The 20,058-nt window shown below is 71.1% G+C and carries 17 protein-coding genes and 3 pseudogenes; 6 read left to right on the top strand and 14 right to left on the bottom strand.

Annotated elements, in window-relative coordinates; genetic code table 11:
- Positions 1 to 148 precede the first annotated feature (148 nt).
- Positions 149 to 502: pseudogene (locus ACIHCL_RS05990) on the top strand (recombinase family protein); the annotation flags it as partial.
- Between the two features lie 21 nt (positions 503 to 523).
- Here the strand turns inward: ACIHCL_RS05990 and ACIHCL_RS05985 are convergent.
- Both ACIHCL_RS05985 and ACIHCL_RS05980 read right to left on the bottom strand, forming a co-directional pair.
- Positions 524 to 1,096 carry a class I SAM-dependent methyltransferase gene (locus ACIHCL_RS05985; RefSeq protein ID WP_399857391.1) on the bottom strand — a complete coding sequence of 191 codons (573 nt, stop codon included), beginning with the start codon at positions 1,094 to 1,096 and terminating at the stop codon, positions 524 to 526.
- Between the two features lie 132 nt (positions 1,097 to 1,228).
- Positions 1,229 to 1,729, bottom strand: a complete 501-nt coding sequence (locus tag ACIHCL_RS05980; protein ID WP_399857389.1) for a glycine-rich domain-containing protein — start codon at positions 1,727 to 1,729, stop codon at positions 1,229 to 1,231.
- A 321-nt stretch (positions 1,730 to 2,050) separates the two neighbouring features.
- Here ACIHCL_RS05980 and ACIHCL_RS05975 point away from each other — a divergent pair, with 321 nt between their 5' ends.
- On the top strand, positions 2,051 to 2,824 hold the full coding sequence (locus tag ACIHCL_RS05975) for a helix-turn-helix domain-containing protein (RefSeq protein ID WP_399857388.1): 774 nt from the start codon (positions 2,051 to 2,053) through the stop codon (positions 2,822 to 2,824).
- A gap of 120 nt (positions 2,825 to 2,944) precedes the next feature.
- On the opposite strand, the pseudogene ACIHCL_RS05970 reads toward ACIHCL_RS05975, so the two are convergent.
- Positions 2,945 to 3,157 (bottom strand): annotated as a pseudogene (locus ACIHCL_RS05970) (MFS transporter); the annotation flags it as partial.
- Between the two features lie 224 nt (positions 3,158 to 3,381).
- Here ACIHCL_RS05970 and ACIHCL_RS05965 point away from each other — a divergent pair.
- Complete coding sequence (locus ACIHCL_RS05965) at positions 3,382 to 3,816, top strand: hypothetical protein (RefSeq protein WP_399857386.1); 435 nt, start codon at positions 3,382 to 3,384, stop codon at positions 3,814 to 3,816.
- A gap of 283 nt (positions 3,817 to 4,099) precedes the next feature.
- Here ACIHCL_RS05965 and ACIHCL_RS05960 read toward each other — a convergent pair whose 3' ends face one another.
- The 4 genes from ACIHCL_RS05960 to ACIHCL_RS05945 all read right to left on the bottom strand — a co-directional run bounded on the left by ACIHCL_RS05960 (position 4,100) and on the right by ACIHCL_RS05945 (position 7,715).
- Positions 4,100 to 4,885 (bottom strand): hypothetical protein, encoded by a 786-nt coding sequence (locus tag ACIHCL_RS05960; protein ID WP_399857384.1) that lies wholly within the window; start codon positions 4,883 to 4,885, stop codon positions 4,100 to 4,102.
- Positions 4,882 to 5,436: a SigE family RNA polymerase sigma factor gene (locus ACIHCL_RS05955; protein WP_399857382.1), complete on the bottom strand. Its 555-nt coding sequence runs from the start codon at positions 5,434 to 5,436 to the stop codon at positions 4,882 to 4,884. The genes ACIHCL_RS05960 and ACIHCL_RS05955 overlap by 4 nt, the downstream gene beginning before the upstream one ends.
- Before the next feature lie 304 nt (positions 5,437 to 5,740).
- Entirely contained in the window at positions 5,741 to 6,163 is a 423-nt protein-coding gene (locus tag ACIHCL_RS05950; RefSeq protein WP_399858026.1) for a DUF2809 domain-containing protein, read from the bottom strand.
- Between the two features lie 94 nt (positions 6,164 to 6,257).
- A complete protein-coding gene (locus ACIHCL_RS05945) occupies positions 6,258 to 7,715 on the bottom strand; it encodes an MFS transporter (RefSeq protein WP_399857381.1) in 1,458 nt (485 codons plus the stop codon).
- A 58-nt stretch (positions 7,716 to 7,773) separates the two neighbouring features.
- Between ACIHCL_RS05945 and ACIHCL_RS05940 the strand changes: the two genes are divergently transcribed.
- Positions 7,774 to 8,763, top strand: coding sequence for a GlxA family transcriptional regulator (locus ACIHCL_RS05940; RefSeq protein WP_399857379.1), 990 nt, complete (start codon positions 7,774 to 7,776; stop codon positions 8,761 to 8,763).
- Positions 8,764 to 8,886: 123 nt separating this feature from the next.
- Here ACIHCL_RS05940 and ACIHCL_RS05935 read toward each other — a convergent pair whose 3' ends face one another.
- The 3 genes from ACIHCL_RS05935 to ACIHCL_RS05925 form a co-directional block, all read right to left on the bottom strand.
- Positions 8,887 to 9,942 carry a Zn-dependent alcohol dehydrogenase gene (locus tag ACIHCL_RS05935; protein ID WP_399857377.1) on the bottom strand — a complete coding sequence of 352 codons (1,056 nt, stop codon included), beginning with the start codon at positions 9,940 to 9,942 and terminating at the stop codon, positions 8,887 to 8,889.
- Positions 9,939 to 11,246 (bottom strand): acyl-CoA dehydrogenase family protein, encoded by a 1,308-nt coding sequence (locus ACIHCL_RS05930; RefSeq protein ID WP_399857375.1) that lies wholly within the window; start codon positions 11,244 to 11,246, stop codon positions 9,939 to 9,941. The genes ACIHCL_RS05935 and ACIHCL_RS05930 overlap by 4 nt, the downstream gene beginning before the upstream one ends.
- 211 nt (positions 11,247 to 11,457) lie before the next feature.
- Entirely contained in the window at positions 11,458 to 12,372 is a 915-nt protein-coding gene (locus ACIHCL_RS05925) for an SDR family oxidoreductase (RefSeq protein WP_399857373.1), read from the bottom strand.
- An 84-nt stretch (positions 12,373 to 12,456) separates the two neighbouring features.
- On the opposite strand from ACIHCL_RS05925, the gene ACIHCL_RS05920 reads away from it, so the two are divergent.
- The gene (locus ACIHCL_RS05920; RefSeq protein ID WP_399857372.1) at positions 12,457 to 13,383 is read left to right on the top strand and encodes a cyclase family protein; all 927 of its coding nucleotides are present in this window, start codon (positions 12,457 to 12,459) and stop codon (positions 13,381 to 13,383) included.
- Between the two features lie 404 nt (positions 13,384 to 13,787).
- Here ACIHCL_RS05920 and ACIHCL_RS05915 read toward each other — a convergent pair.
- The 4 genes and pseudogenes from ACIHCL_RS05915 to ACIHCL_RS05900 form a co-directional block, all read right to left on the bottom strand.
- Positions 13,788 to 14,201 (bottom strand): annotated as a pseudogene (locus tag ACIHCL_RS05915) (ATP-binding protein); the annotation flags it as partial.
- A gap of 589 nt (positions 14,202 to 14,790) precedes the next feature.
- The gene (locus ACIHCL_RS05910; protein ID WP_399857370.1) at positions 14,791 to 15,795 is read right to left on the bottom strand and encodes an acyl-CoA dehydrogenase family protein; all 1,005 of its coding nucleotides are present in this window, start codon (positions 15,793 to 15,795) and stop codon (positions 14,791 to 14,793) included.
- Between the two features lie 7 nt (positions 15,796 to 15,802).
- Complete coding sequence (locus ACIHCL_RS05905; protein WP_399857368.1) at positions 15,803 to 16,993, bottom strand: acyl-CoA dehydrogenase; 1,191 nt, start codon at positions 16,991 to 16,993, stop codon at positions 15,803 to 15,805.
- A gap of 9 nt (positions 16,994 to 17,002) precedes the next feature.
- Positions 17,003 to 18,241 (bottom strand): amidohydrolase family protein, encoded by a 1,239-nt coding sequence (locus ACIHCL_RS05900; protein ID WP_399857366.1) that lies wholly within the window; start codon positions 18,239 to 18,241, stop codon positions 17,003 to 17,005.
- Positions 18,242 to 18,427: 186 nt separating this feature from the next.
- Here ACIHCL_RS05900 and ACIHCL_RS05895 point away from each other — a divergent pair, with 186 nt between their 5' ends.
- Positions 18,428 to 20,047, top strand: a complete 1,620-nt coding sequence (locus ACIHCL_RS05895; protein WP_399857365.1) for a class I adenylate-forming enzyme family protein — start codon at positions 18,428 to 18,430, stop codon at positions 20,045 to 20,047.
- The last annotated feature ends 11 nt before the right edge of the window (positions 20,048 to 20,058 follow it).

Raw genomic sequence — 20,058 nt, 5'->3', positions numbered from 1 at the left:
GCCGCTGGCTCCTCACTCCTACCGCCGTCGCTCTTGACCGGTTGGCCCGTGCGCTCACGGTGCAGGAAGCCACGCTTGCCGTGGTCTGGCGTGACGGGGGAAGGTCTTCACCGCCGATGGCGGAGAGCTCCACCAGGACGACCCTGACGACCCGATGCGCACGGCCATGCGGCAGGTCATCGGCGTGTTCGCCGAACTCGATCGGCGCATGGTGGTCAAGCGTCTCCGGAACGGACGTGCGGCCAAGGCGGCATCCGGACGAAAGACCGTCGGGGCGTACGCCTATGGCTTCCACGGGGACGGGGAGGGGCGAGAGCGCGACGCGGCGCCCAACCCCGCGGAGCAGACCGCGCAGGCCCGCATACTCGAATTGAGGGCGGAGGGGATGAGTTACCGGGCCATCGGCGCGCAGCTCGACACTGAGGGCCTGACGCCGCGCAGAGCCGCGAAGTGGAGCGCCCTGACGGTTCGCTCTGTCTGCCAGAAGGCCGGGATCTGCTGAGACAGGCGCACAGCCGCGTGGTCAGGTCGCCAAGGCACGGACAAGCATCGTGCCCACGGCCCTGCCTTCCGGCGGATCGATCAGAGACACGCGCACGTCAGAGAAGCCGTGTCCAGTCAGGATGCGCCCCCACTCATCCGGGGTGCGGTCGTGCCGCAGTCCTGCTTTGGCGGGCTTGGGTCCCTGACTGCCCGGAGGTAGATGCGAGAAGGCCAGGATTCCGTCCGGCGCCATACGCGAGCGGATCAGCGGGAGCAGGGTGTCCGGATCGACGAACCACACGGCACCAAAGATCGAGAGCACGACATCGAATGTCTCGTCCGTCTGGTTCAGGAACGCCATCGCCTCCGCCGTACGGAACTCAAGGCCCGGCAGATTCCCCCAGCGCTTCCGCGCTGCCGTCTCGCGGGCAGGGGCGACGTCCACCCCTTGACCGGTCGCGCCAAGTGTCACGAGGTGCGCGAGGTTGCTACCGCTCCCCGAGCCGAGTTCCAGCACCCGACGTCCGACCACGGGACCCAGAACGCTCTCGTCCGGCCCATGATCGGCGTACTGGGTCCAGTTCAGCCAGGTCGTCTCTCCCTTGGCGTTCACGGTCCTGCGTGGCTCGCTTCCGACCGCGTACCTGTTCCAGGACTCAGCCAATGACATGCGGTGATCCTTTCCGGCATGAGGGGCCCACCCCCAACGTACGGCGGTAGGCCCCAACTCATCTGCTGCTCACTACTACTTGGGCGAGTCGTGGCACCCGGCGTGGCACTGGTTGCAGTCGGCCGCGTCCTCCATGCCCCACAGGTCGGGGTCGATCTCGAACCCGGCCGCCTTGATGGCCTTGATCGTCTGTTCCAGTACGAGCGGGCCGCCGGTCTGGGGGTCGTGCCCGTCCCGCGTCACCTCGTCGTCGGTGACGCACAGGACTCCGGCCGCCGTCCCCGGAAGCTCCGGGACGTGGTGGATGTACCGGCCGAAGTGCCGGCTGGTGAAGTGGTGGTACGGGATCGAGTCGAGCATGAACGAGTGCCATGGCTCGTCCACCTGCTCAGACGGACCCATGAGAAGGTCCGGGTTCTCACCGCATGTGACCAGGTAGGCGATGGCCTGCCCGAACTTGGTCTCTGCCAGTTCGCGCGTGTTCTCCGGGTTGCGGAGGAGAAGGGCTACCTCCCGCTCCCAGACGTCCGGGGTGACGTACGCCTTCGGGTCGCGGATCACTACTGCCGTGCTCATGCTGGCTTGCCTCCACGTAATTGAGGGTCCGTGGTGCTCCGGTCATGTCGCCCACCCCTGCACTTGGGGCACAGGCACGGCGGCATCAGGCCAGTAGCGAGGGGTTCCCCGCCCTCACCGTCGTACAGGGTTCGTGGCTTGGTCTGAGTGCCGTCGGCTCTCACCGTGTAAGCGCTGATGCGGATGGACATGACGTCCATGTTCCGGACAGGTCGTGACCATTGCGGCGACGTTCAAGGCGTCCCTCGGGCGTCATGTCGGCGTCACCCCGAGGGCGTCAAACCGGTGTCATTGGAGGCGTGGCGTGGCTACTCTCGGATCATGACGACTACGGCAGAGCGTGAGCGAATCCCCAACAACGTGCTGACCTCCGTACGCAAGTCGATGAACCTCAGCCAAGACGAGTTCGCCCGGGGCTTACGTGACGCAGGCGAGGAGCTGGGGGAACCGAACGACGCCTCCAAGCGACTCGTGCAACGCTGGGAGTCCGGGGAGACCAGGACATGCCGCCCGCTGTATGCGCGGGCACTGAAGCGGTTCACCGGCCGTACCCCAGAGTCGCTGGGGTTCGCGATCCCGATGGCACGCGTCCACTCGGACGGGGCAGGAGGCCACGACATGGAGGCTGGGGAAGTCGGCACGGCTGACGCTGTCACAAGCCCGGAGGCAGAGCCGCAGAGCGAGTACGCGGGCGTCTGGCTGTCCCAGTACGAGTTCTACTCGTCCAGCCGTGACGAGACGTTCGGCTGTAAGCACCACGTCGTGATCGTCCAGCACGGCAACCGGCTGACAGCCCAGAGCCTGCCCGGAGCGTCCACCAACCCGGACAGCCCGCTGTCTCTGGATCTCACCGTTGATCGGAACGTCGTCACTGGTACGTGGACCGAGCAGACGGCGGCTGACGGGTACTACCAGGGCGCCCGGTACCACGGTTCGATTCAGCTACTCATCGAGCCGACGGGCCGACGTATGGCGGGCAAGTGGGTCGGGTTCGGCAAGGACTTCGATGTGAACACTGGCCCGTGGGAGCTGCGCCTACTCGACCGATCGACAGGCCGCGCGAGCATCGAGCGGTACTCGACTACACCGGAGTGAGGGATCGGGGCACTCCCCTGTGGGACCGCCCCGTACGGGCGCCTTGCCGCCGAATCCGCGCCGACCGGTTGGAAACCGGCAGAGAGCGCAAGACCCGATTTCAAGTGCCCCAAAGCGTCACCATGCGAACTCCGTGTGCAGCGGGTCGATGAGGAGCCCCGGGAGGGAGTTGAAGGCGGCGCCGCCGGTGATCGTCACAAAGGTGACGGCGGCGACGATCCAGGCGTGGTGGACGCGGCGAGCGGGTCGGTCGGGGGCTGAGGGCCCGGCCTTCCGGCCGTCGTCTTCGGCCTCGGCCCTGCTGTCGGTTGTCTGGGTCACGTCGGCCAGCATCGGGGCAGGTCCGCGCCCGGACCACTGGCTGGAGAGAAGTGGTTCGCAAGGATCGGGCCAAGCGGTTCGTAAGGACCGGGTCACATCACGGCCTTATTCCGCCCTCTCCCGCTCCCCTGTGGACATCTGCCGGACAGATGCGGTCGGGGCATAGGATCATCGGCTCGTCCGTCGTGTCCACGGATCCGCCATGTGCGCAGAGAAAGCAGAGAAAGAGGACCTCCATGCAGTGGCCCGCCCGCCAGGAGTTCAACAACCGCTCGGGAGGCCTCATCGGCTGGGGCCTGGCGCTGCTGGCGGTCGCGTCCGGGCTGCTGATCTGGCTGGGCTACCTGCTGCTGGCCCCCTACACCGTGGACTCCCCCTACTCCTCGGGCACCATGGACTGCGAGTCCCCGATCGCGGACCCCTACTTCCAGAAGGACCGGTCGCCGTGCGGTCCCGAGCGCGACTGGCCCGGGCTGATGCTCATTCTCGCGTCGTCCGTGCCTCCGGCCGTCGCCGGTACGGCGCTCTGTGTCACCGGCAGCACCCGCAGACAGGTCAGCGCGCACGTCTTCTCGATCATCGAGATGCAGAAGGTCGAGGAGCGCCGCCAGAAGAAGCAGGACGAGCAGAACAAACAGAACAAGCAGAATGGGCAGGGTAGCCCGAGCTAGCCCGAGCTAATCCGAGCTAGCCCGAGCTGGTGCGAGCTAATCCGAGCTGGTGCGAGCTGGTGCCGGTCCCGGCGCCAGCGGGCGGGCAGGGCGGTCCGGGCCAGGGTCTTGGCCTCGGGAACCTTCTGCCGTGCGGTCCAGGTCGGCCAGGGGCCGCGGCGTGAACGACTCCGTGTCAGCGGAGTGCTTCAACGCTCGGCCCCCGGCCGGACCTCGTACGACGGCATGTTGCACTCATCGCGCCAAAACCGGTCTCACCGGGCGGCGGATGTGGCGATGCTGGTCAGAACCGCCAGGACGGGCTGTTCGCGATGTCCAGCAGCGCGGCGGCGTCCAGCGGCACCCGCTTCGTCGGCCGATCCGTCCACTGCTGAAGGGCCACGCTCCGGCCGTCCTTGCGCTCCACCCTTACGTACTGGGACTCACGGCCGTCTTCGGGGAACCACAGTGTCACCGATTCCGCCCGGGCGCCGTCGGCGAGTTCGACCGTCTCGCAGACCTCCCGCTCCCTGACGTCCTGCGGCTTCGGCGCCCCGGCCCTGGGCGTGATCTTCGGCAGCGCGCTCTTCGCGCAGAACGGCACGCGGGGCTCCTTGGCCGTGTACCCCGCGCTGCCGATGAACGTGACTTCTTCGCCACCGTTGGCCCAGTCCACGTGGAAGGTCCGGCCCTTGAACTCACCGTCCTTGGTGGCCGTCCGACCCTCGGGGAGCAGAGTGACGAGGGTGTCGGCAAGCCGCTTGCTGCTCCAGCCCGTCGTGTGCTCGATCCCGGGACCGAAGCTGTCGGGCCGCAGCGGGCGAGCCTCGTCGATGCCGACACCGGCTGGCACCAGCGGGCCGACCAGCAGGTCGGCGGCGGACGCGCTCGGGGCCGGACCGGCACCGGGTGCGACCAGGGCCAGTACGGCTACCGCCGCCGCGGAGGTGACGCCCGCGCCGGTGAACGCGAGACGTCGCCGGGTCCGGCTGCGCCGTCCGGCTGTGACCACGGCGTCCACGGTGGTCCGCACCGGTGGCTCCTCGCCGATCCCGGCCTCCAGCAGATTCCTGACGTCCTGGTTGCTCATGACAGAGTGGCCTTCTCTCGGGTGTGGTGGGTGGACTGGGCGAGCGTCCCGAGTGCGTCGGGACTGTGGTCGTCGCCCAGGAGGGCCCGCAGACGGGCCAGTGCCCGCGCGGTGTGACTCTTCACGGTGCCGATGGAGCAACCCATGGCCGCGGCCGTCGCGGCGATGTCCAGGTCGGCCCAGTAGCGCAGGACCACCACGGCACGCTGACGCGTCGGCAGGCCGTTCAGTGCCGCGCGTACCTGGAGCTCAAGTGCCAGGTCCGCGGTGGGCTCGACGTGGTCGGGAAGGTCCCGGGCGGGGTGCTCCCGCCGCCAGCGCCGCCGTGAGTGGTCGATGCAGGCCCGGGTCAGCACGCGGTGGGCGTACGCCTCCAGGTTCCGTATCCGTCGCCGACGTCCCCACACGGAATAGAGCTTCATCAATGCCGTCTGCGTGATGTCCTCGGCGTGGTGCCAGTCCCCGCACATCAGGTATGCGGTGCGCCGCAGATACGGCAACCGCTCCTCGGCGAAACCGCGGAATTCCTCCAGGTCCCCGGTACGCAACACATGCCCTCCTTTCGCCTCTGACCACACCGACGGAGCGGACCGGCCGGAGGGATGTCACGGGGCACCGGAAACTTTTCGCGGGAATTCCGCGCGCCCGGTGACACCGCACGGCCACACGCCGCCGCCGTCCGGCCGAGGCATGGGAGCAAGCGGCCCCGCGCCACCGGACGGGGGTCCGTACGGCGCGGGGCCGAGGAGCGTTCACATGAGCCACTAGTGCCGGTCACGGCACGAGCAGCGCGGGCCAGCCGAGCAAGCAGAGCGGCCGCCGGAGCCGTCATGGCCCACGCGGCCCCCACCCCGGCTACGTACCAGAACGGCCCAGGCGGCCCCCACCTCGACCCCGTACCAGAACAGCCCAGACGGCCCCTGCCCCGACCGCGTACCAGAGCAGATCCGGCGCGTTGAAGGTCGAGCCGAGCACCAGCCGCGCCATCGTGCTGTGCCGGGAGAGGTCGGCCGGCAGACCGGTCAGTTGCAGGAACTCGACCGCCCAGCTCAGCACCAGCCCGGTCCCGGCCACGGCGAGCGGCCGGGTACGGGGTGCGGCCACGAGCACCAGGGCGCAGATCAGCACGGTGTAGAGCGCGTCCCCGGCGTACTTGGCGATGTCGCCTTCGGACACCGCCCTGACCCCGAGCCCGGCGGCGACGGTCAGCACTGCCGCGCCCCCGGCCACCAACCGCGACGCCATCGCCCCGGTCCTTCTCATCTCCTCACCGGGCATCACCTCACCCCGCATCACCTCACCCCGCATCTCCTCACCAGGCATCTCCTCACCAGGCATCACCTCACCCCGCATCTCCTCACCAGGCATCTCCTCACCCGATCCGTTCCAGCCGCCGGATCGGCCGGGCCAGCAACAGGACCGCCACCACCACCATGTTGATCACCGCCCCGGCCAGCAGCACCTCCGGGGCGCCCACGCGTTCGGCGACCGGTCCCGCCAGGGCCCGGCCCGCCGCCACCATCAGCAACGAGCCCGCCACGTCGTATGCGTGCAGGCGGTTCAGGGCCTCCGGCGGCACATGGGTCTGGACCGTCGTCGACCACATGACCAGCCAGAACGCGAACGCCGCCCCCGCCACGAGCTGCCCCGCGGCGAGTGCGCCGACCGGCGCGCCCAGGCCCAGCACCACCAGGTTCACGCAGACCGCGATCAGCGCGACGGCTCCCGCGGCCAGCGGGCGTCGCGGTCTCAGCCGAAGAGCGAGCAGCCCTCCGACGACGCTGCCCGCCCCGTTCACCGCCATCAACACGCCGTACGTCCCCGAGCCGTGCGCCTCGGTGACCTGGACGGCGGTGAGCGGCAGCATCGGGCCGAGCACCGTGAAGCCGTACAGCGTCCAGATCGCGATCACCCCCCACAGCCAGCTACGGGCCCGGAACTCCCGCCACCCGTCGGCGAGTTCGGAGACCATGGTGCCGCGCCGCACGTCGTCGGCGGGGGCCGGGGCCAGGCGCATCAGGAAGAGGCAGACCCCCGAGACCAGGAAGGTGGCCGCGTTCGCCATGTAGACCGCACCGGCGTCGGCGAGTCCGACGAGCACGCCCGCGAAGGCCGGACCCGCCATGGTCATCAGCGCCTCGGAGACCCGCAGCACCGCGTTGGCGCGCTGCACGTCGTCGGCGACCCGGGGCACCGTCGACGCGACGCCCGGCTGGAACAGCGCGGCGCCCAAACCGGCCACCGCGCTGAGCCCGTACACCACCCACAGCGGCGGGTCGCCGGTGGCGAAGGAGACCGCCAGTACCGAGGCCCCGACCAGACGCAGCACGTCCGCGACGATCATCATCCGGCGCGGGGTGAACCGGTCCGCCAGTACACCCCCGAAGAGCACGAAGAGCGCCAGCGGGCCCATCCAGGCGGCCAGCGCGTACCCGACCGACGCGGGCGGCCGACCTCCGCCCAGCAGACCGGCGGCGAGTGCCACCGGGATCATGCCGTCGCCGAAGAGCGCGGCGGTACGGGCGACGAAGAACATCCGGAAGTTGCGGTTCCAGAGCCCGGCCGGCCGTCCGCCGTCCGGAACACCGGGCCCGGAACCGCTCGCCGCACCGGGCCGGGAGCCGCTCGCCGCATCAGGCTCGGTCCCGTCCGCCGCACCGCGCCCGGAACCACCCGGGGCACCGGACCGGGGACCATCCGAGGTGCCGTGCCGGGAACCGCCCCGCGCACCGTGCTGGGGACCGACCGGCCGATCGCCGTCCACGAGACCGTCCGCGCCTGCGCCCTGCGCGGCGGGAATGTGCGGGTGCTCCGCTGACTTTTCCTTCACGGGAGTGACATGTATCAGCTTGTGGTCTATACCAGCTAGGGTCGAAGGGAGTCAGTCCATGCCGCACCGAGTCGTCGTCCTGGCCCTCGACGGGCTGCTCCCCTTCGAACTGGGCATCCCCCAGCGGATTTTCGGCCGTTCGATCGGTTCCGAGCCACTCAACAGGGGCCGCAAACTCTATGAAGTCGTGACCTGCTCCATCCGCCCGCCGGGCCCGGTCCGGACGGACGCGGACTTCACGATCACCGTCGAGCACGGCCCGGAGGCCCTGGCCACCGCCGACACGGTAGTGGTTCCGGCCAGTTACGAGCTGGGCCCCGTGTACACGCAGGGCAGGCTCACCGACGAGCTGACCGCCGCGTTCGCGCACATCAGGCCGGGTACGCGGATGGTCTCGATCTGCACGGGCAGCTACGTACTGGCGGCGGCCGGTTACCTGGACGGGCGGCCGGCCACCACCCACTGGTCGTCGGCCGACCACTTCCAGCAGCTCTTTCCGGACGTCCGGGTCGATCCGGACGTCCTGTTCATCGACGACGGGGACGTCCTGACCTCCGCCGGGGTCGCCGCCGGAATCGACCTCTGCCTGCACATCGTGCGCCGCGACCACGGTGCCGAGGTCGCCAACGACGTCGCCCGCCGCACCGTCGTACCCCCGCACCGGGACGGCGGGCAGGCGCAGTACATCCCACGGCCCGTTCCGGAGGCCCGGTTGGCGACCACCACCACCGCCCGCGCCTGGGCGCTCGGCCGGCTGGAGCACCCGATACAGCTCCGCGACATGGCACGGCAGGAGTCGATGAGCGTACGGACGTTCACCCGCCGGTTCCGGGAGGAGGTCGGGGTCAGCCCGGTGCAGTGGCTGACCCGGCAACGGGTCGAACGGGCACGGCAGTTGCTGGAGTCGACGGATCTGTCGATCGACCAGGTGGCGCGCGACGCGGGCTTCGGGACGGCCACCTCGCTGCGACAGCACCTCCAGGCGACGCTGGGGGTGACCCCCAGCGCGTACCGTCGCACGTTCCGGGCCCGTGCCACACGCGGCTGAGGTGTCCGGACCGTCCGTGACCGGCAGGGCTCGTAGGCACGCGGCCCGCGGTGCCGCCCCAGGCCCCGGCCCCGCCCCAAGTCCCAACCTCCGGATCGGCCCCGGCCCTGGTCCCGGCCCTGGTCAGAAGAGCAGCACTCCCCGGGCCACCCTGCTGTGGTGTGCGTCCTCCACCGCCTTGGCGAAGTCCTCCACCGGGTAGGTCTCGCTGACGAGTTCGTCCAGCAGCAGCCTGCCCTCCCTGTACAGCCGCGCATACAGCGCGATGTCCCGCTGCGGGCGCGAGGAGCCGTAGCGGCAGCCCAGGATCGACTTGTCCAGGTACATCGACGAGACGAGGAACGACGCCTCCGCCGTCGCCGCGGGGACGCCCAGCAGAACGGCCTGCCCGTGCCGGTCCAGCAGGTCGATCGCGGTACGGATCAGTTCCGTGCGGCCCACGCATTCGAAGGCGTGGTCGGCGCCGTGCGGCAGGATCTCCCGTACGGCCTGGACCGAGGCCGAGGTCAGGAAGTGGGTGGCGCCGAATCGCCGGGCCACCGCCTCCTTCGCCGGGTTGGTGTCGATCGCGACGATCGTCAGGGCGCCCGCGACCCTGGCCCCCTGGATCACGTTGAGGCCGATGCCTCCGGTGCCGATCACCACCACCGTGTCGCCGTGGTCGACCTTCGCCCGGTTGAGCACGGCCCCGACGCCGGTCAGCACCCCGCAGCCGATCAGCGCGGCCGAGGGGAGCGGCAGATCGGTCGGGATCTTCACCGCCTGCACGGCCTTGACCAAGGTGTGTTCCGCGAAGGCGGAGTTGGAGGCGAACTGGTACAGCGGCTTCCCCCGCCAGGAGAACGGCCGTCCCGGCATGCCGATCGCCTTGCGGCACATCGTCGGCCGCCCCCGGTCGCACTGGGCGCACGCCCCGCAGTTGGCCAGGGTCGACAGCGCCACGTGGTCGCCGGGTGCCACATGGCCGACACCCGCGCCGACCGCCTCGACCACGCCCGCGCCCTCGTGCCCCAGCACCACCGGCGACGGGAACGGGATCGTCCCGTCGATCACCGACAGATCGCTGTGGCAGAGTCCGGCCGCGGCCACCGCCACCAGCACCTCGCCGGGCCCGGGGTCGCGTATCTCCAGGTCGTCGACGACCTCGGTCCGACCGCCGTCGAAAACGACGCCTCTCATCCCGCCTCCCTCGGCAGGCCGAGCACCCGCTCGGCGATGATGTTCCGCTGGATCTCGTCCGAGCCGCCGTAGAGGGTGTCGGACCGGGTGAACAGGAACAGCCGTTGCGTCTCGTCGAGCGTGTACGGGGCGCCCGGCGCCCAGTCGTCCGGGCCGACGGCACCGGCCGCTCCCCTGATCCGCACGGCCAGTTCGCCCAGGCGCTGGTGCCAGCCGCCCCAGAGCAGCTTCGCCACGCTGGGGGCGCCGGGGTCACCGTGCGCACCGGGGCGGCCGGACGACGGGGCGGGGGCTCCGGCGGAACCGAGCGTGCACAGGGCGTTCCAGCGCATGACCTTGAGCTCCGCCCACTGCCGGACGAGGCGTTCGCGCAGCACCGGGTCGGTGACGGCGCCGCCGACGACGGCGGCCCGGATCACCCGGTCGAGTTCGGCGGCGAACCCGATCTGCTGGACCAGGGTGGAGACGCCGCGCTCCAGCGCCAGCAGCCCCATGGCGACCGCCCAGCCGTTGCCCTCGCCGCCCACACACTCCTCGGCGTGCGCCCCGTCGAAGAAGACCTCGTTGAACTCGCTGGTGCCCGACATCTGGCGGATCGGCCGCACCTCGATCCTGCCCGGCTGGTCCATCGGCACCAACAGGAACGACAGCCCGCGGTGGCGCCGGGAGCCTGGCTCGGTACGGGCCAGGACGAAGCACCAGTCGGCCTCCCGGGCGAGCGACGTCCAGATCTTCTGGCCGGTCACGCGGTGGCCGCCGTGTGAGGTGTCGGGGACGGCGCCGGTCCGTACGGCGGCGAGGTCGGATCCGGCGCCGGGCTCGCTGTAGCCCTGGCACCACAGCTCCTCACCGCGCGCGATGGCGGGCAGGAAGCGCCGCCGCTGCTCCGGGGTGCCGTGCGCGATCAGCGTCGGGGCCAGGAGGTTCTCGCCGATGTGGCCGACCCGGGCGGGGGCGGCGGCGCGGGCGTACTCCTCGGCCCAGACGACCTGCTGTGTGAGGCTCGCCCGCCGGTTGCCGTACCCGCCGCCGCCACCGTTCCCGTCGCCGCGTCCAGCACCGTACGCAGCACCACATCCACATCCATCGTCGTGTTCGCCATCGGGGTCCGGCCAGCCGAGGCCGATCCAACCGCCCCTCCCCAGTTCGCGTTCCCAGGCGCGGCGGACCGCGACGCTCTCGTGCTCGCTGCCCGGGCCGCCGGCGCCGGCCGCCGCCGCGTACGCGCCGACGAGGTGTTCTTCCAGCCAGGCACGGGCCGTTGCGCGGAAGGCGGTGTCGTTCGGGCCGAAGGTGAAGTCCACTTTGCCTCCTGCGTACGGGAACGGAGCGGGGAGCCCACCAGACGCCCGCGCACCGGGGCCGGACCGGACTCGGAGAGGTCCCCGTCGCAGATGTCCGTGCCGGAGACGTCAGCGTCGGGGATGTCAGCGGGGGGCGTTCGCGTGGGGACGCCCGTGTCAGGACGTCCATGTCAGAACGTTCACGTCAGGTGTTCGCATCAGGACGTTCGCGTCAGGTGTTCGGCCGGGCCTTGGCGGCCGCCGCCGCGGCCATCTCCTCCAGCCGCTCCAACATCGGCATGGGGTCGGTGCCGACCGTCCCCGGCAGGAAGTCGGCGATCCGCTCCGGAGTCCACGGCCCCTCCGCGTACCCCGCGCGCAGTTCCCTCGGCTGGGCCCAGACCGCGATCTTCGGCCCGGCGACCGTGTACACCTGGCCGGTGATCCGCTCCTTGCGGGCCCGGTCGCTGAGCAGGTAGACGACGAGCGCCGCCACGTCCTCCGGCTCGCCGATCTCCTTGAGCTCCATGGGCACGTTGGCGGACATCCGGGTGCGGGCGACCGGGGCGACGGCGTTCGCCGTGACGCCGTACTTGTGCAGCCCGAGCGCGGCGCTCCGCACCAGCGAGATGATCCCGCCCTTCGCGGCGCTGTAGTTGGCCTGGGCGACGCTTCCCTGGTGGTTTCCGCTGGTGAAGCCGATGAGCGTGCCGCCGCCGTCCTGCTTGCGCATGACCGCCGACGCGGCCCTGAAGACGGTGAAAGTGCCCTTCAGGTGGGTGGCGACGACCGGGTCCCACTCCTCCTCGGCCATGTTGAACAGCATGCGCTCGCGCAGGATGCCGGCCACGCACACGACCCCGTCGATCCGCCCGTAGCGCGCGAGCGCCGTGTCCACGATCCGCTGCCCGCCCGCCATCGTGGAGATGTCGTCGGCGACGGCCACCGCCTGCCCGCCCGCCGCCTCGATCTCCTCGACGACGGACTCGGCCACCTCGCTGCTCGGTTCGCCTCCCTCGATGGAGACGCCGTAGTCGTTGACGACGACCCGGGCGCCCTCGGCCGCCGCCGCGATCGCGACCGCCCGTCCGATCCCGCGTCCGGCACCGGTCACGGCCACCACCTTGCCTGCCAAGAAGTTCCCCATGCCCGGCCCCTTTCCGCAGTTTCTGACGGACCGTTAGATTTTATGGGCCATCAGGTCCACGAACACAAGCCCCCGGGAGGCGCCGTGTCACTGCCGGCCGAGTTCCATGACATCGCCACACGCGTGAACAACTGGGGCCGTTGGGGAGCCGAAGACGAGATCGGCACCCTCAACCTGATCACCGACGCCGTGGTACGGGACGCCGTCGCCACGGTCCGCTCCGGGCTTCGCGTCCCGCTCGCGCTCCCCCTCCAGCAGGACGGCGTGCAGAGCGGGCTGATCCCCGGAAGGATCAACCCGCTGCACACCATGGTCCAGATCAACCAGGAGCTCTTCGGCCCCGGCACGGTCGCCACCAGTGACGATGCGGCGGTGCTGAGCCTGCAGACGGCCACCCACTGGGACGCCCTCACCCACGCCTCGCACTCGGGGAGGATCTACAACGGCCGCCCCGCCGACACCATCACCGCGCACGAGGGCGCGCGGTTCAGCGGCATCGACAAGGTGCCGCACCTCGTCTCGCGCGGGATCCTCCTCGACGTGGCGCGCGCGCACGGCGCGGACCGGCTGCCCGGCGACCACGCCGTCACCCCCGAGGACCTGGACGCGGCGGAGGACCTGGCCGGGGTCCGGGTCCGCTCCGGCGACATCGTCCTCGTACGGACGGGGCAGATGCGGGTCTATCTGTCGGGCGACAGGCCCGCGTACGCCCACCCCTCGCCCGGCCTCTCGATACGCACACCCGAGTGGTTCCGCGCGCGCGATGTGGCGGCGGTCGCCAACGACACCCTGACCTTCGAGATCTTCCCGCCCGAGATCGAGGACCTGTGGCTCGGTGTGCACGCGCTGGACCTGGTCGAGATGGGCATGCTCCAGGGCCAGAACTGGAACCTGGAGGCGCTGTCCACGGCGTGCGCCGAGGAGAAACGTTACGCCTTCCTACTGTCGGCCATGCCCGAACCGTTCGTCGGCGCCACCGGCACCCCGGTCGCCCCGGTCGCCGTGCTGTGAGAGCCCGGACCGGGCGGACGAGCCCGCCATGGAGGCGCTGCCCAGGCGGCTCGACGCGTTCGACGCGGTGTCGCCGTCCGTACCCGGACCTGCCGGGGCACCGCTGGAACGCCCCGCCCCCGGCTCCCGAAGGCCCGACCTTCCGCAACTGCCCCTTGGGGTCACTGCTTTAACCTTTATGCACGAAGATGCACGAACCTTTATGCGCGGCGCGTGGTGGCGCGCGAGGGCTCGTACACCTCATGGTTCACGCCGCTCACCCCACCCGCACGCGGCGCACTACGGACGCCTGGCGCGCTGTTGTGCACGCCCCGCGCACCTACCGCGCCCGGCGCGGCGTGGGTGTCCGTCGCCCCCGGCAGGGTCCGCAGGCCCTGGCCACCCGGACGCAGGGGGACGACCTGGACCAGCGGGGGCTTCCGGTCGACCTCGCACCAGATCCGCTTGCCCGCGCCCTCCGGCTGCCAGCCCCAGCGGTCGGCGAGGCCGTCGACGAGTCCCAGCCCCCGGCCGCCGGTGTCCTCGCCCTCGGCGTGACGCTGCAGCGGCGGGCGACAGCTTGCGTCGGCCACCTCGACCCGCACCGTCCCGACCCCGGACCCGCCCGCCGAGCCGAACAACATGCGCAGCACGGCCGGGCAGCCGGTGTGGACCACCGCGTTCGTGACCAGTTCCGAGATCAGCAGGATGAGGGTCTCGGCCAGCGGCTCGTCACTCCTCATCCCCGACCCGATCAGTCTCGACCGCGCCCATCTGCGTGCCCGCCCGACCTCTGCGGGATCCGGACCGACCTTCAGCTGAACCTGAAGCACCTGCACCGCTCACACCATCCGAACCGGCGGACACATCGCCTCGCGCCTCCTCGGGGTCACGGAACGTGATCCCCCTACGCGACAGCATGGTTGACGTACAGTCACCGCAACAAGCACTTCGGGCATATTCCAGCGCGAAGGAGTACGCGTGGTACATACTGTGCGACGCGCATTGCGGAGAGTCGAACAGAATCGCGCGGAGGCCTCGGAACCCGTCTCCCGGGCAGGTCCGGCGTCACCGCACGGAACCCGAGCCCGGCGTCCCTTCCGGTCCGGAGCCGCCACGTGGGCAACATCCGGATCATCCGGCACACCCGGTTCCAGAACCTCTCGCACCCCACGGAGCGTACCCGAGGTAGCGGCCGACTCCACCCCGTGACGAATCACTCCTGGGGCACACCCCCCGCCCCGAGGCGGCCGTACGCACCGTGTGACTCCGCTCTGTGAGGCCCTGAGGGCCGTCCGTCATCTGCCCGCGGCCCGCGTTCGCACATTCCCGCGAGCGGAAGTCTTCACGGAACCCGACCGGCCCGAACACGGATCCGAACCGCCCGACACGAGTCCCGGCCGGACCGCGCACAGATCCGGACCGGTCTCACCACAGATCCGATGCGAGCCGTTCCTCGGCCACCGCCGCCCTGATCCATCGCCCGGACCGCGACCAGGCCCGCTTGAGGTGCAGATGGACATCCGCCTCCCAGGTGAAGCCCATGCCCCCGTGCACCTGGAGGCAGTCGCGGGCGTTGCGGACCGCCGCTTCGTCGGCGAGCAGCTTGGCCCCGGCGATCTCCACGGGGTCCGCGGTCACGGCCGCCGCGTAGACCGCGCAGCGTGCCAGCTCGGTACGGACCAGCATGTCGGCGCACAGGTGCTTGACCGCCTGGAAGGATCCGATCGGGGCGCCGAACTGTTCGCGCGCTCGGGCGTGTTGGACGGCCATTCCGGTCGTGCGGGCGGAGCTGCCGAGCTGTTCGGCCGCGGCGAGCAGGGCGCCCTCGTCACGCCACCGGGCCGTCTCGCCGGGCAGCCGCTCACCGGGCGTCCCGGTGGGATCGGTGACCCGCCACAGCGGGGTGAACGGGTCGAGCGACCGTACGGGCTCGGCGGCCTCGCGTACGAGGTCCCGAAGTTCCCCGCCCGTCAGGGCGTACGCCCCCTTCGGCGCCCTCCCGCCCCCCGGGCCCGGCACCGGTGGTCCGTCCGCGTCCGCCGTCCCCGGCACCAGCAGGGCGTCCGCGTCCGCCAGGTGTTCCACCGGCCGGCCCGGCTCCAGCACGGTGACCACCGCCGTCCCCTCCGCCGCGCCCTTCACGACCCCCGCGGCGAGGTGGGTGGCGATCAGCGGTCCGGGCAGCAGCGACCGCCCCGCCTCCTCGAAGAGCAGGACCGCCTCGGGCAGCCCGAGCCCGGCGCCGCCCTCCTTCTCCGGCTGTCGCAGCGCGAAGAACCCGGCCTCGCCGAGTTCCCGCCACAGCCCCCGGTCCACCGCCGCGCCCGCGTCGAGGGCGGCCCGCATCCGGTCCCTGTCGAAGCGCCCGGCGAGGATGTCCCGTATCCCCGCGCGCAGTGCCCGCTGGTCGTCCGAGAGTTGGAAGTCCATGGCCGGTTCAGCGCCCCTTCGGCAGGCCGAGTATCCGCTCGGCGACGATGTTCCGCTGAATCTGCGAGGTGCCCGCGGCGATCGTGTACGAGAGCGAGGAGAGCCGGTCCAGGACCCATTCCCGGTCCAGATCGGCGGCGTCCGCGCCGAGCACCTCGGCGGCCGTCTCGTACAGCTCCTGGCGGGCGTGCGAGTAGCGCAGCTTGAAGACCGATCCCCCGGTGCCGGGCACGCCGCCCGTGCGGGACACACCCTCGCCGCGCCTGGCGGGGCCCGTCCTCGACGCCTCGCTCACGTTCCACTGGGTGAGCCGCCACAGCGCCCGGAACTCGGCGTTCAGCCTGCCCAGCCGCCGGCGCAGCACCGGGTCGTCCCAGCGGCCGTTGGCCCGCGCCTCGGTGGCCAGCGCGGCCAGGGTGCGGCGGCAGGCGACGACCTCGCCGACGAAGGCCGTGCCGCGCTCGAAGGAGAGCGTGACCATGGTGACCCGCCAGCCGTCGTTCTCCGCGCCGACCCGGTGCGAAACCGGCACCCGCACCTCGTCGAGGAACACCTCCGCGAACTCGGTGGACCCGGCGAGGGTGCGCAGCGGGCGGACGGTGACACCGGGGCTGTCCATCGCCATGGCGAGCCAGGTGATGCCGCGGTGCCGGGGGGCCGCCGGGTCGGTGCGCACCAGCAGTTCGCACCAGTCGGCGACCTCGGCGTGCGAGGTCCAGATCTTCTGCCCGCTGACCACGTAGTGGTCGCCGTCGCGCACGGCCCGGGTGCGCAGCGCGGCGAGGTCCGATCCGGCGTCGGGCTCGCTGAAGCCCTGGCACCAGATCTCGTCGCCGCGCAGGACGGGGGGCAGCCAGCGCGCCCGTTGTTCGGCGGTGCCCTCGGCGGCGACGGTCGGCCCGGCGTGCAGCAGTCCGACGAAGTTGGCACCGACGTAGGGGGCGCCCGCCCGTTCCGTCTCCTCCAGAAAGATCAGGTGCTGGGTCGGGGTGGCGCCCTGTCCGCCCGCGTCGACGGGCCAGTGCAGGCCCGCGTAGCCGGCCTCGTACAGCATCCGCTGCCAGGCGGTGTCGTACGCGCGCCGCCCCGGCCAGTCGGCGGGGGCGGGCTTCGGGGGCAGCTTGGGGAGTACGGCGGTCAGCCACGCGCGCAGCCGCGCCCGGAACTCCTCCTCGGCCTCGGTGTACGCGAGATCCATCGCGGGCCCCTACCCGGCCGCCCGGTCCAGGTGTCCGGCCGTCCCCGGGCGGCGGTCGCGGTCGAGGTCGAGGCCGAGCATCCGGATGGCGTTTCCGCGCATCAGTTTGTAGACGGTCTCGTCGTCCAGTCCCTCGACGTGGGCGAGCGCGACCTCCTTGGTGTGCGGGAAGGTCGAGTCGACGTGCGGGTAGTCGGTCTCGAAGGTGGCGTTGTCCCGGCCGACGACGTCGAGCGAGGCGACGCCGTGCTTGTCGCGGAAGAAGCAGCAGAAGATCTGCCGGTAGTAGTACGTGGACGGCGGCTCGGGAACGAGGTCGCGCACCCCGCCCCAGGCCCGGTGCTCCTCCCAGACGTCGTCGGCGCGTTCCAGGGCGTACGGGATCCAGCCCATCTGGCCTTCGCTGTAGGCGAGTTTCAGCCGGGGGAAGCGCACCAGGACCCCGCTGAACAGGAAGTCCATCATCGAGGCCATGGCGTTGTTGAAGGAGAGGCTGGCCTGGACGGCGGGCGGGGCGTCCGGGGAGGCGGCGGGCATCTGCGAACTGGACCCGATGTGCATGTTGACGACCGTGCCGGTCTCCTGGCAGGCGGCGAAGAACGGGTCCCAGTAGCCGGTGTGGATCGACGGCAGGCCGAGGTGGGTGGGGATCTCGGAGAACGTGACGGCGCGCACCCCGCGCGCCGCGTTGCGGTGGATCTCCGCGACCGCCAGGTCGATGTCCCAGAGCGGGATGATGCAGAGCGGGACGAGCCGTCCGCCGCTGTCGCCGCACCACTCCTCGACCATCCAGTCGTTGTAGGCGCGGACGCAGGCGAGGGCGACCTCCTTGTCGTGCGCCTCGGCGAAGGTCTGACCGCAGAAGCGCGGGAAGGTGGGGAAGCACAGGCTCGCCTCGACGTGGTTGAGGTCCATGTCCTTGAGGCGCTCGGCGGGGTCCCAGCAGCCGGGCCGCATCTCGGCGCGGGTGATGCCCTCCAGCGTCATGTCGTCGCGGTCGAAGCCGACAGCGGCGATGTTCCGCTTGTACGGGAACTTCAGGTCCTCGTAGATCCACCAGTCGGTGGGCGGCCCGTCCGGGTCCATGGTGATCACGTACTTGCCGCCGACGTACGCCAGTTCCCCGATGCCCGCGGTGAGCGGCTGCGGGCCGCGCTCGCGGTACTTGGCGGGCAGCCAGGTGGAGAAGAGGTGCGGCGGCTCGATCACATGGTCGTCGACGCTGACGATCCGAGGCAGTTCCGTCATCGTGTCCCCTTCTCCTTCACGGTGTCCCCTGTCCGCACCCGGTGGCGCTTTCCCGATATTCATTTCTGATGACCCGTCAGATTCGATGCCGGCACTCAGGCTAGCCCCGCACCCCTGGACCGACAAGGCGCGGCGCCCTACGCTCTCGGCACGATCTGACTAACCGTCAGTTTTGGGGGGTTCGTCGTGGACGAGACCGCACACGCGCTGGGCACGTCGGGCACCTTCTGGGAGCTGGTCGAACGACGGGCCGCCCTGACACCGCACCGGCCGTTCCTGTTCCAGGGGGACCGCACCCTGACCTTCGGGGAACTGCGGGACCGCGGCGAAAGGGTGGCGGCAGGGCTCTGGGCGATGGGGGTGCGCCCCGGCGGCGTGGTCCTCTGGCAGCTGCCGACCCGGATCGAGACGGTGCTGCTGTCGTTCGCGCTGACCCGGATCGGGGCCGTGCAGTCGCCCGTGATCCCGTTCCACCGGGACCGCGAGACGGGGTTCGCGCTGCGCGAGTCGAAGGCCGCCTTCTTCGCCGTACCGGGCACCTGGCGCGGCTTCGACCACACGGCGATGGCACACCGACTGGCCTCGGCCCCGGAGCCGGTCGCACCGCCGGGGCCGGCCTCACCACCGGGCCCGGAGCCGGTCGCCGCGACACCGGCCGCGGCGGCCGAGCGCGGGCCGCAGGTCTTCGAGGCGTACGCGTCGCTGCCGGACGGCGACCCGGCCGTGCTGCCGCCGCCGCCCGCCGACGGGACCGCGGTGCGCTGGATCTACTGGACCTCCGGCACCACCTCCGATCCCAAGGGCGTGCTGCACACCGACCGCAGCCTGATCGCGGGCGGCTCGTGCCTGGCCCACGCACTGCGCCTGTCGGACGACGACATCGGCTCGATCGCGTTCCCGTTCGCCCATGTCGGCGGGCCGGACTACGCGGTGATGCTGCTGTTGTACGGAGTGCCGGCGGTGCTCTTCGAGCACTTCGCGATGCCGGACGCGCTGGTGGAGTACCGGCGCCACGGGGTGACCGTCGCGGGCGGCTCCACGGCGTTCTACTCGATGTTCCTGGCCGAGCAGCGCCGGAGCCCGGACCGCAGACCGGTCCCCACGCTGCGACTGCTGGCGGGCGGCGGGGCGCCGAAGCCGCCGGAGCTGTACCACGCGGTGGTGCGGGAGATGGGGGTCCAGCTCACCCACGGGTACGGCATGACCGAGGTCCCCATGATCACGATGGGCGCCCCCGACGACACGGCGGAGCGCCTCGCCGGAACGGAGGGGCGCCCGCCCGCGGGCATGGAGATCCGGATCACCGACGAGGACGGCGGGCCGTTGCCGTACGGCGCGGAGGGCGAGGTGCGGTTGCGCGGGGAGGCCGTCTGCACGGGCTATCTGGACCCCGCGGCGACGGCCGCCGCCTTCGACGCCGACGGCTTCCTGATCACCGGGGACGTCGGTCGCGTCGAGCCGAGCGGCCATCTGGTCCTCACGGGGCGGCTGAAGGACATCATCATCCGCAAGGGCGAGAACGTCTCCGCCAAGGAGATAGAGGACCTGCTGCACGGGCATCCGGACGTCGGGGAGGTGGCGGTGATCGGGCTCCCGGACGCGGAGCGCGGCGAACGGGTCTGCGCGGTCGTCGAGCAGCCCTCGGGGGCGGCTCCGCTGACCCTGCCCGATGTCACCGGCTATCTGCGGGAACGGGGGCTGTCCGTGCACAAGCTTCCGGAACAGTTGGAGGTGGTCGCGGAGCTGCCGCGCAACGAGACCCTGCGGAAGGTGCTGAAATACCGGCTGCGGGAGCGGTTCTCCTGACGGCGGCGGCC

Origin of the sequence: Streptomyces sp. NPDC052042, assembly GCF_044548345.1 — a bacterium.
Lineage (GTDB): Bacteria > Actinomycetota > Actinomycetes > Streptomycetales > Streptomycetaceae > Streptomyces.
This window is presented reverse-complemented; position numbering and strand designations above follow the sequence as displayed.

Coding starts and splice junctions, on each gene's coding strand:
- ACIHCL_RS05980 (WP_399857389.1), bottom strand. CDS start 1,729: ATGAGCACGGCAGTAGTGATCCGCGACCCGAAGGCGTACGTCACCCCG.
- ACIHCL_RS05975 (WP_399857388.1), top strand. CDS start 2,051: ATGACGACTACGGCAGAGCGTGAGCGAATCCCCAACAACGTGCTGACC.
- ACIHCL_RS05965 (WP_399857386.1), top strand. CDS start 3,382: ATGCAGTGGCCCGCCCGCCAGGAGTTCAACAACCGCTCGGGAGGCCTC.
- ACIHCL_RS05960 (WP_399857384.1), bottom strand. CDS start 4,885: ATGAGCAACCAGGACGTCAGGAATCTGCTGGAGGCCGGGATCGGCGAG.
- ACIHCL_RS05950 (WP_399858026.1), bottom strand. CDS start 6,163: ATGCCCGGTGAGGAGATGAGAAGGACCGGGGCGATGGCGTCGCGGTTG.
- ACIHCL_RS05940 (WP_399857379.1), top strand. CDS start 7,774: ATGCCGCACCGAGTCGTCGTCCTGGCCCTCGACGGGCTGCTCCCCTTC.
- ACIHCL_RS05935 (WP_399857377.1), bottom strand. CDS start 9,942: ATGAGAGGCGTCGTTTTCGACGGCGGTCGGACCGAGGTCGTCGACGAC.
- ACIHCL_RS05925 (WP_399857373.1), bottom strand. CDS start 12,372: ATGGGGAACTTCTTGGCAGGCAAGGTGGTGGCCGTGACCGGTGCCGGA.
- ACIHCL_RS05910 (WP_399857370.1), bottom strand. CDS start 15,795: ATGGACTTCCAACTCTCGGACGACCAGCGGGCACTGCGCGCGGGGATA.
- ACIHCL_RS05905 (WP_399857368.1), bottom strand. CDS start 16,993: ATGGATCTCGCGTACACCGAGGCCGAGGAGGAGTTCCGGGCGCGGCTG.
- ACIHCL_RS05900 (WP_399857366.1), bottom strand. CDS start 18,241: ATGACGGAACTGCCTCGGATCGTCAGCGTCGACGACCATGTGATCGAG.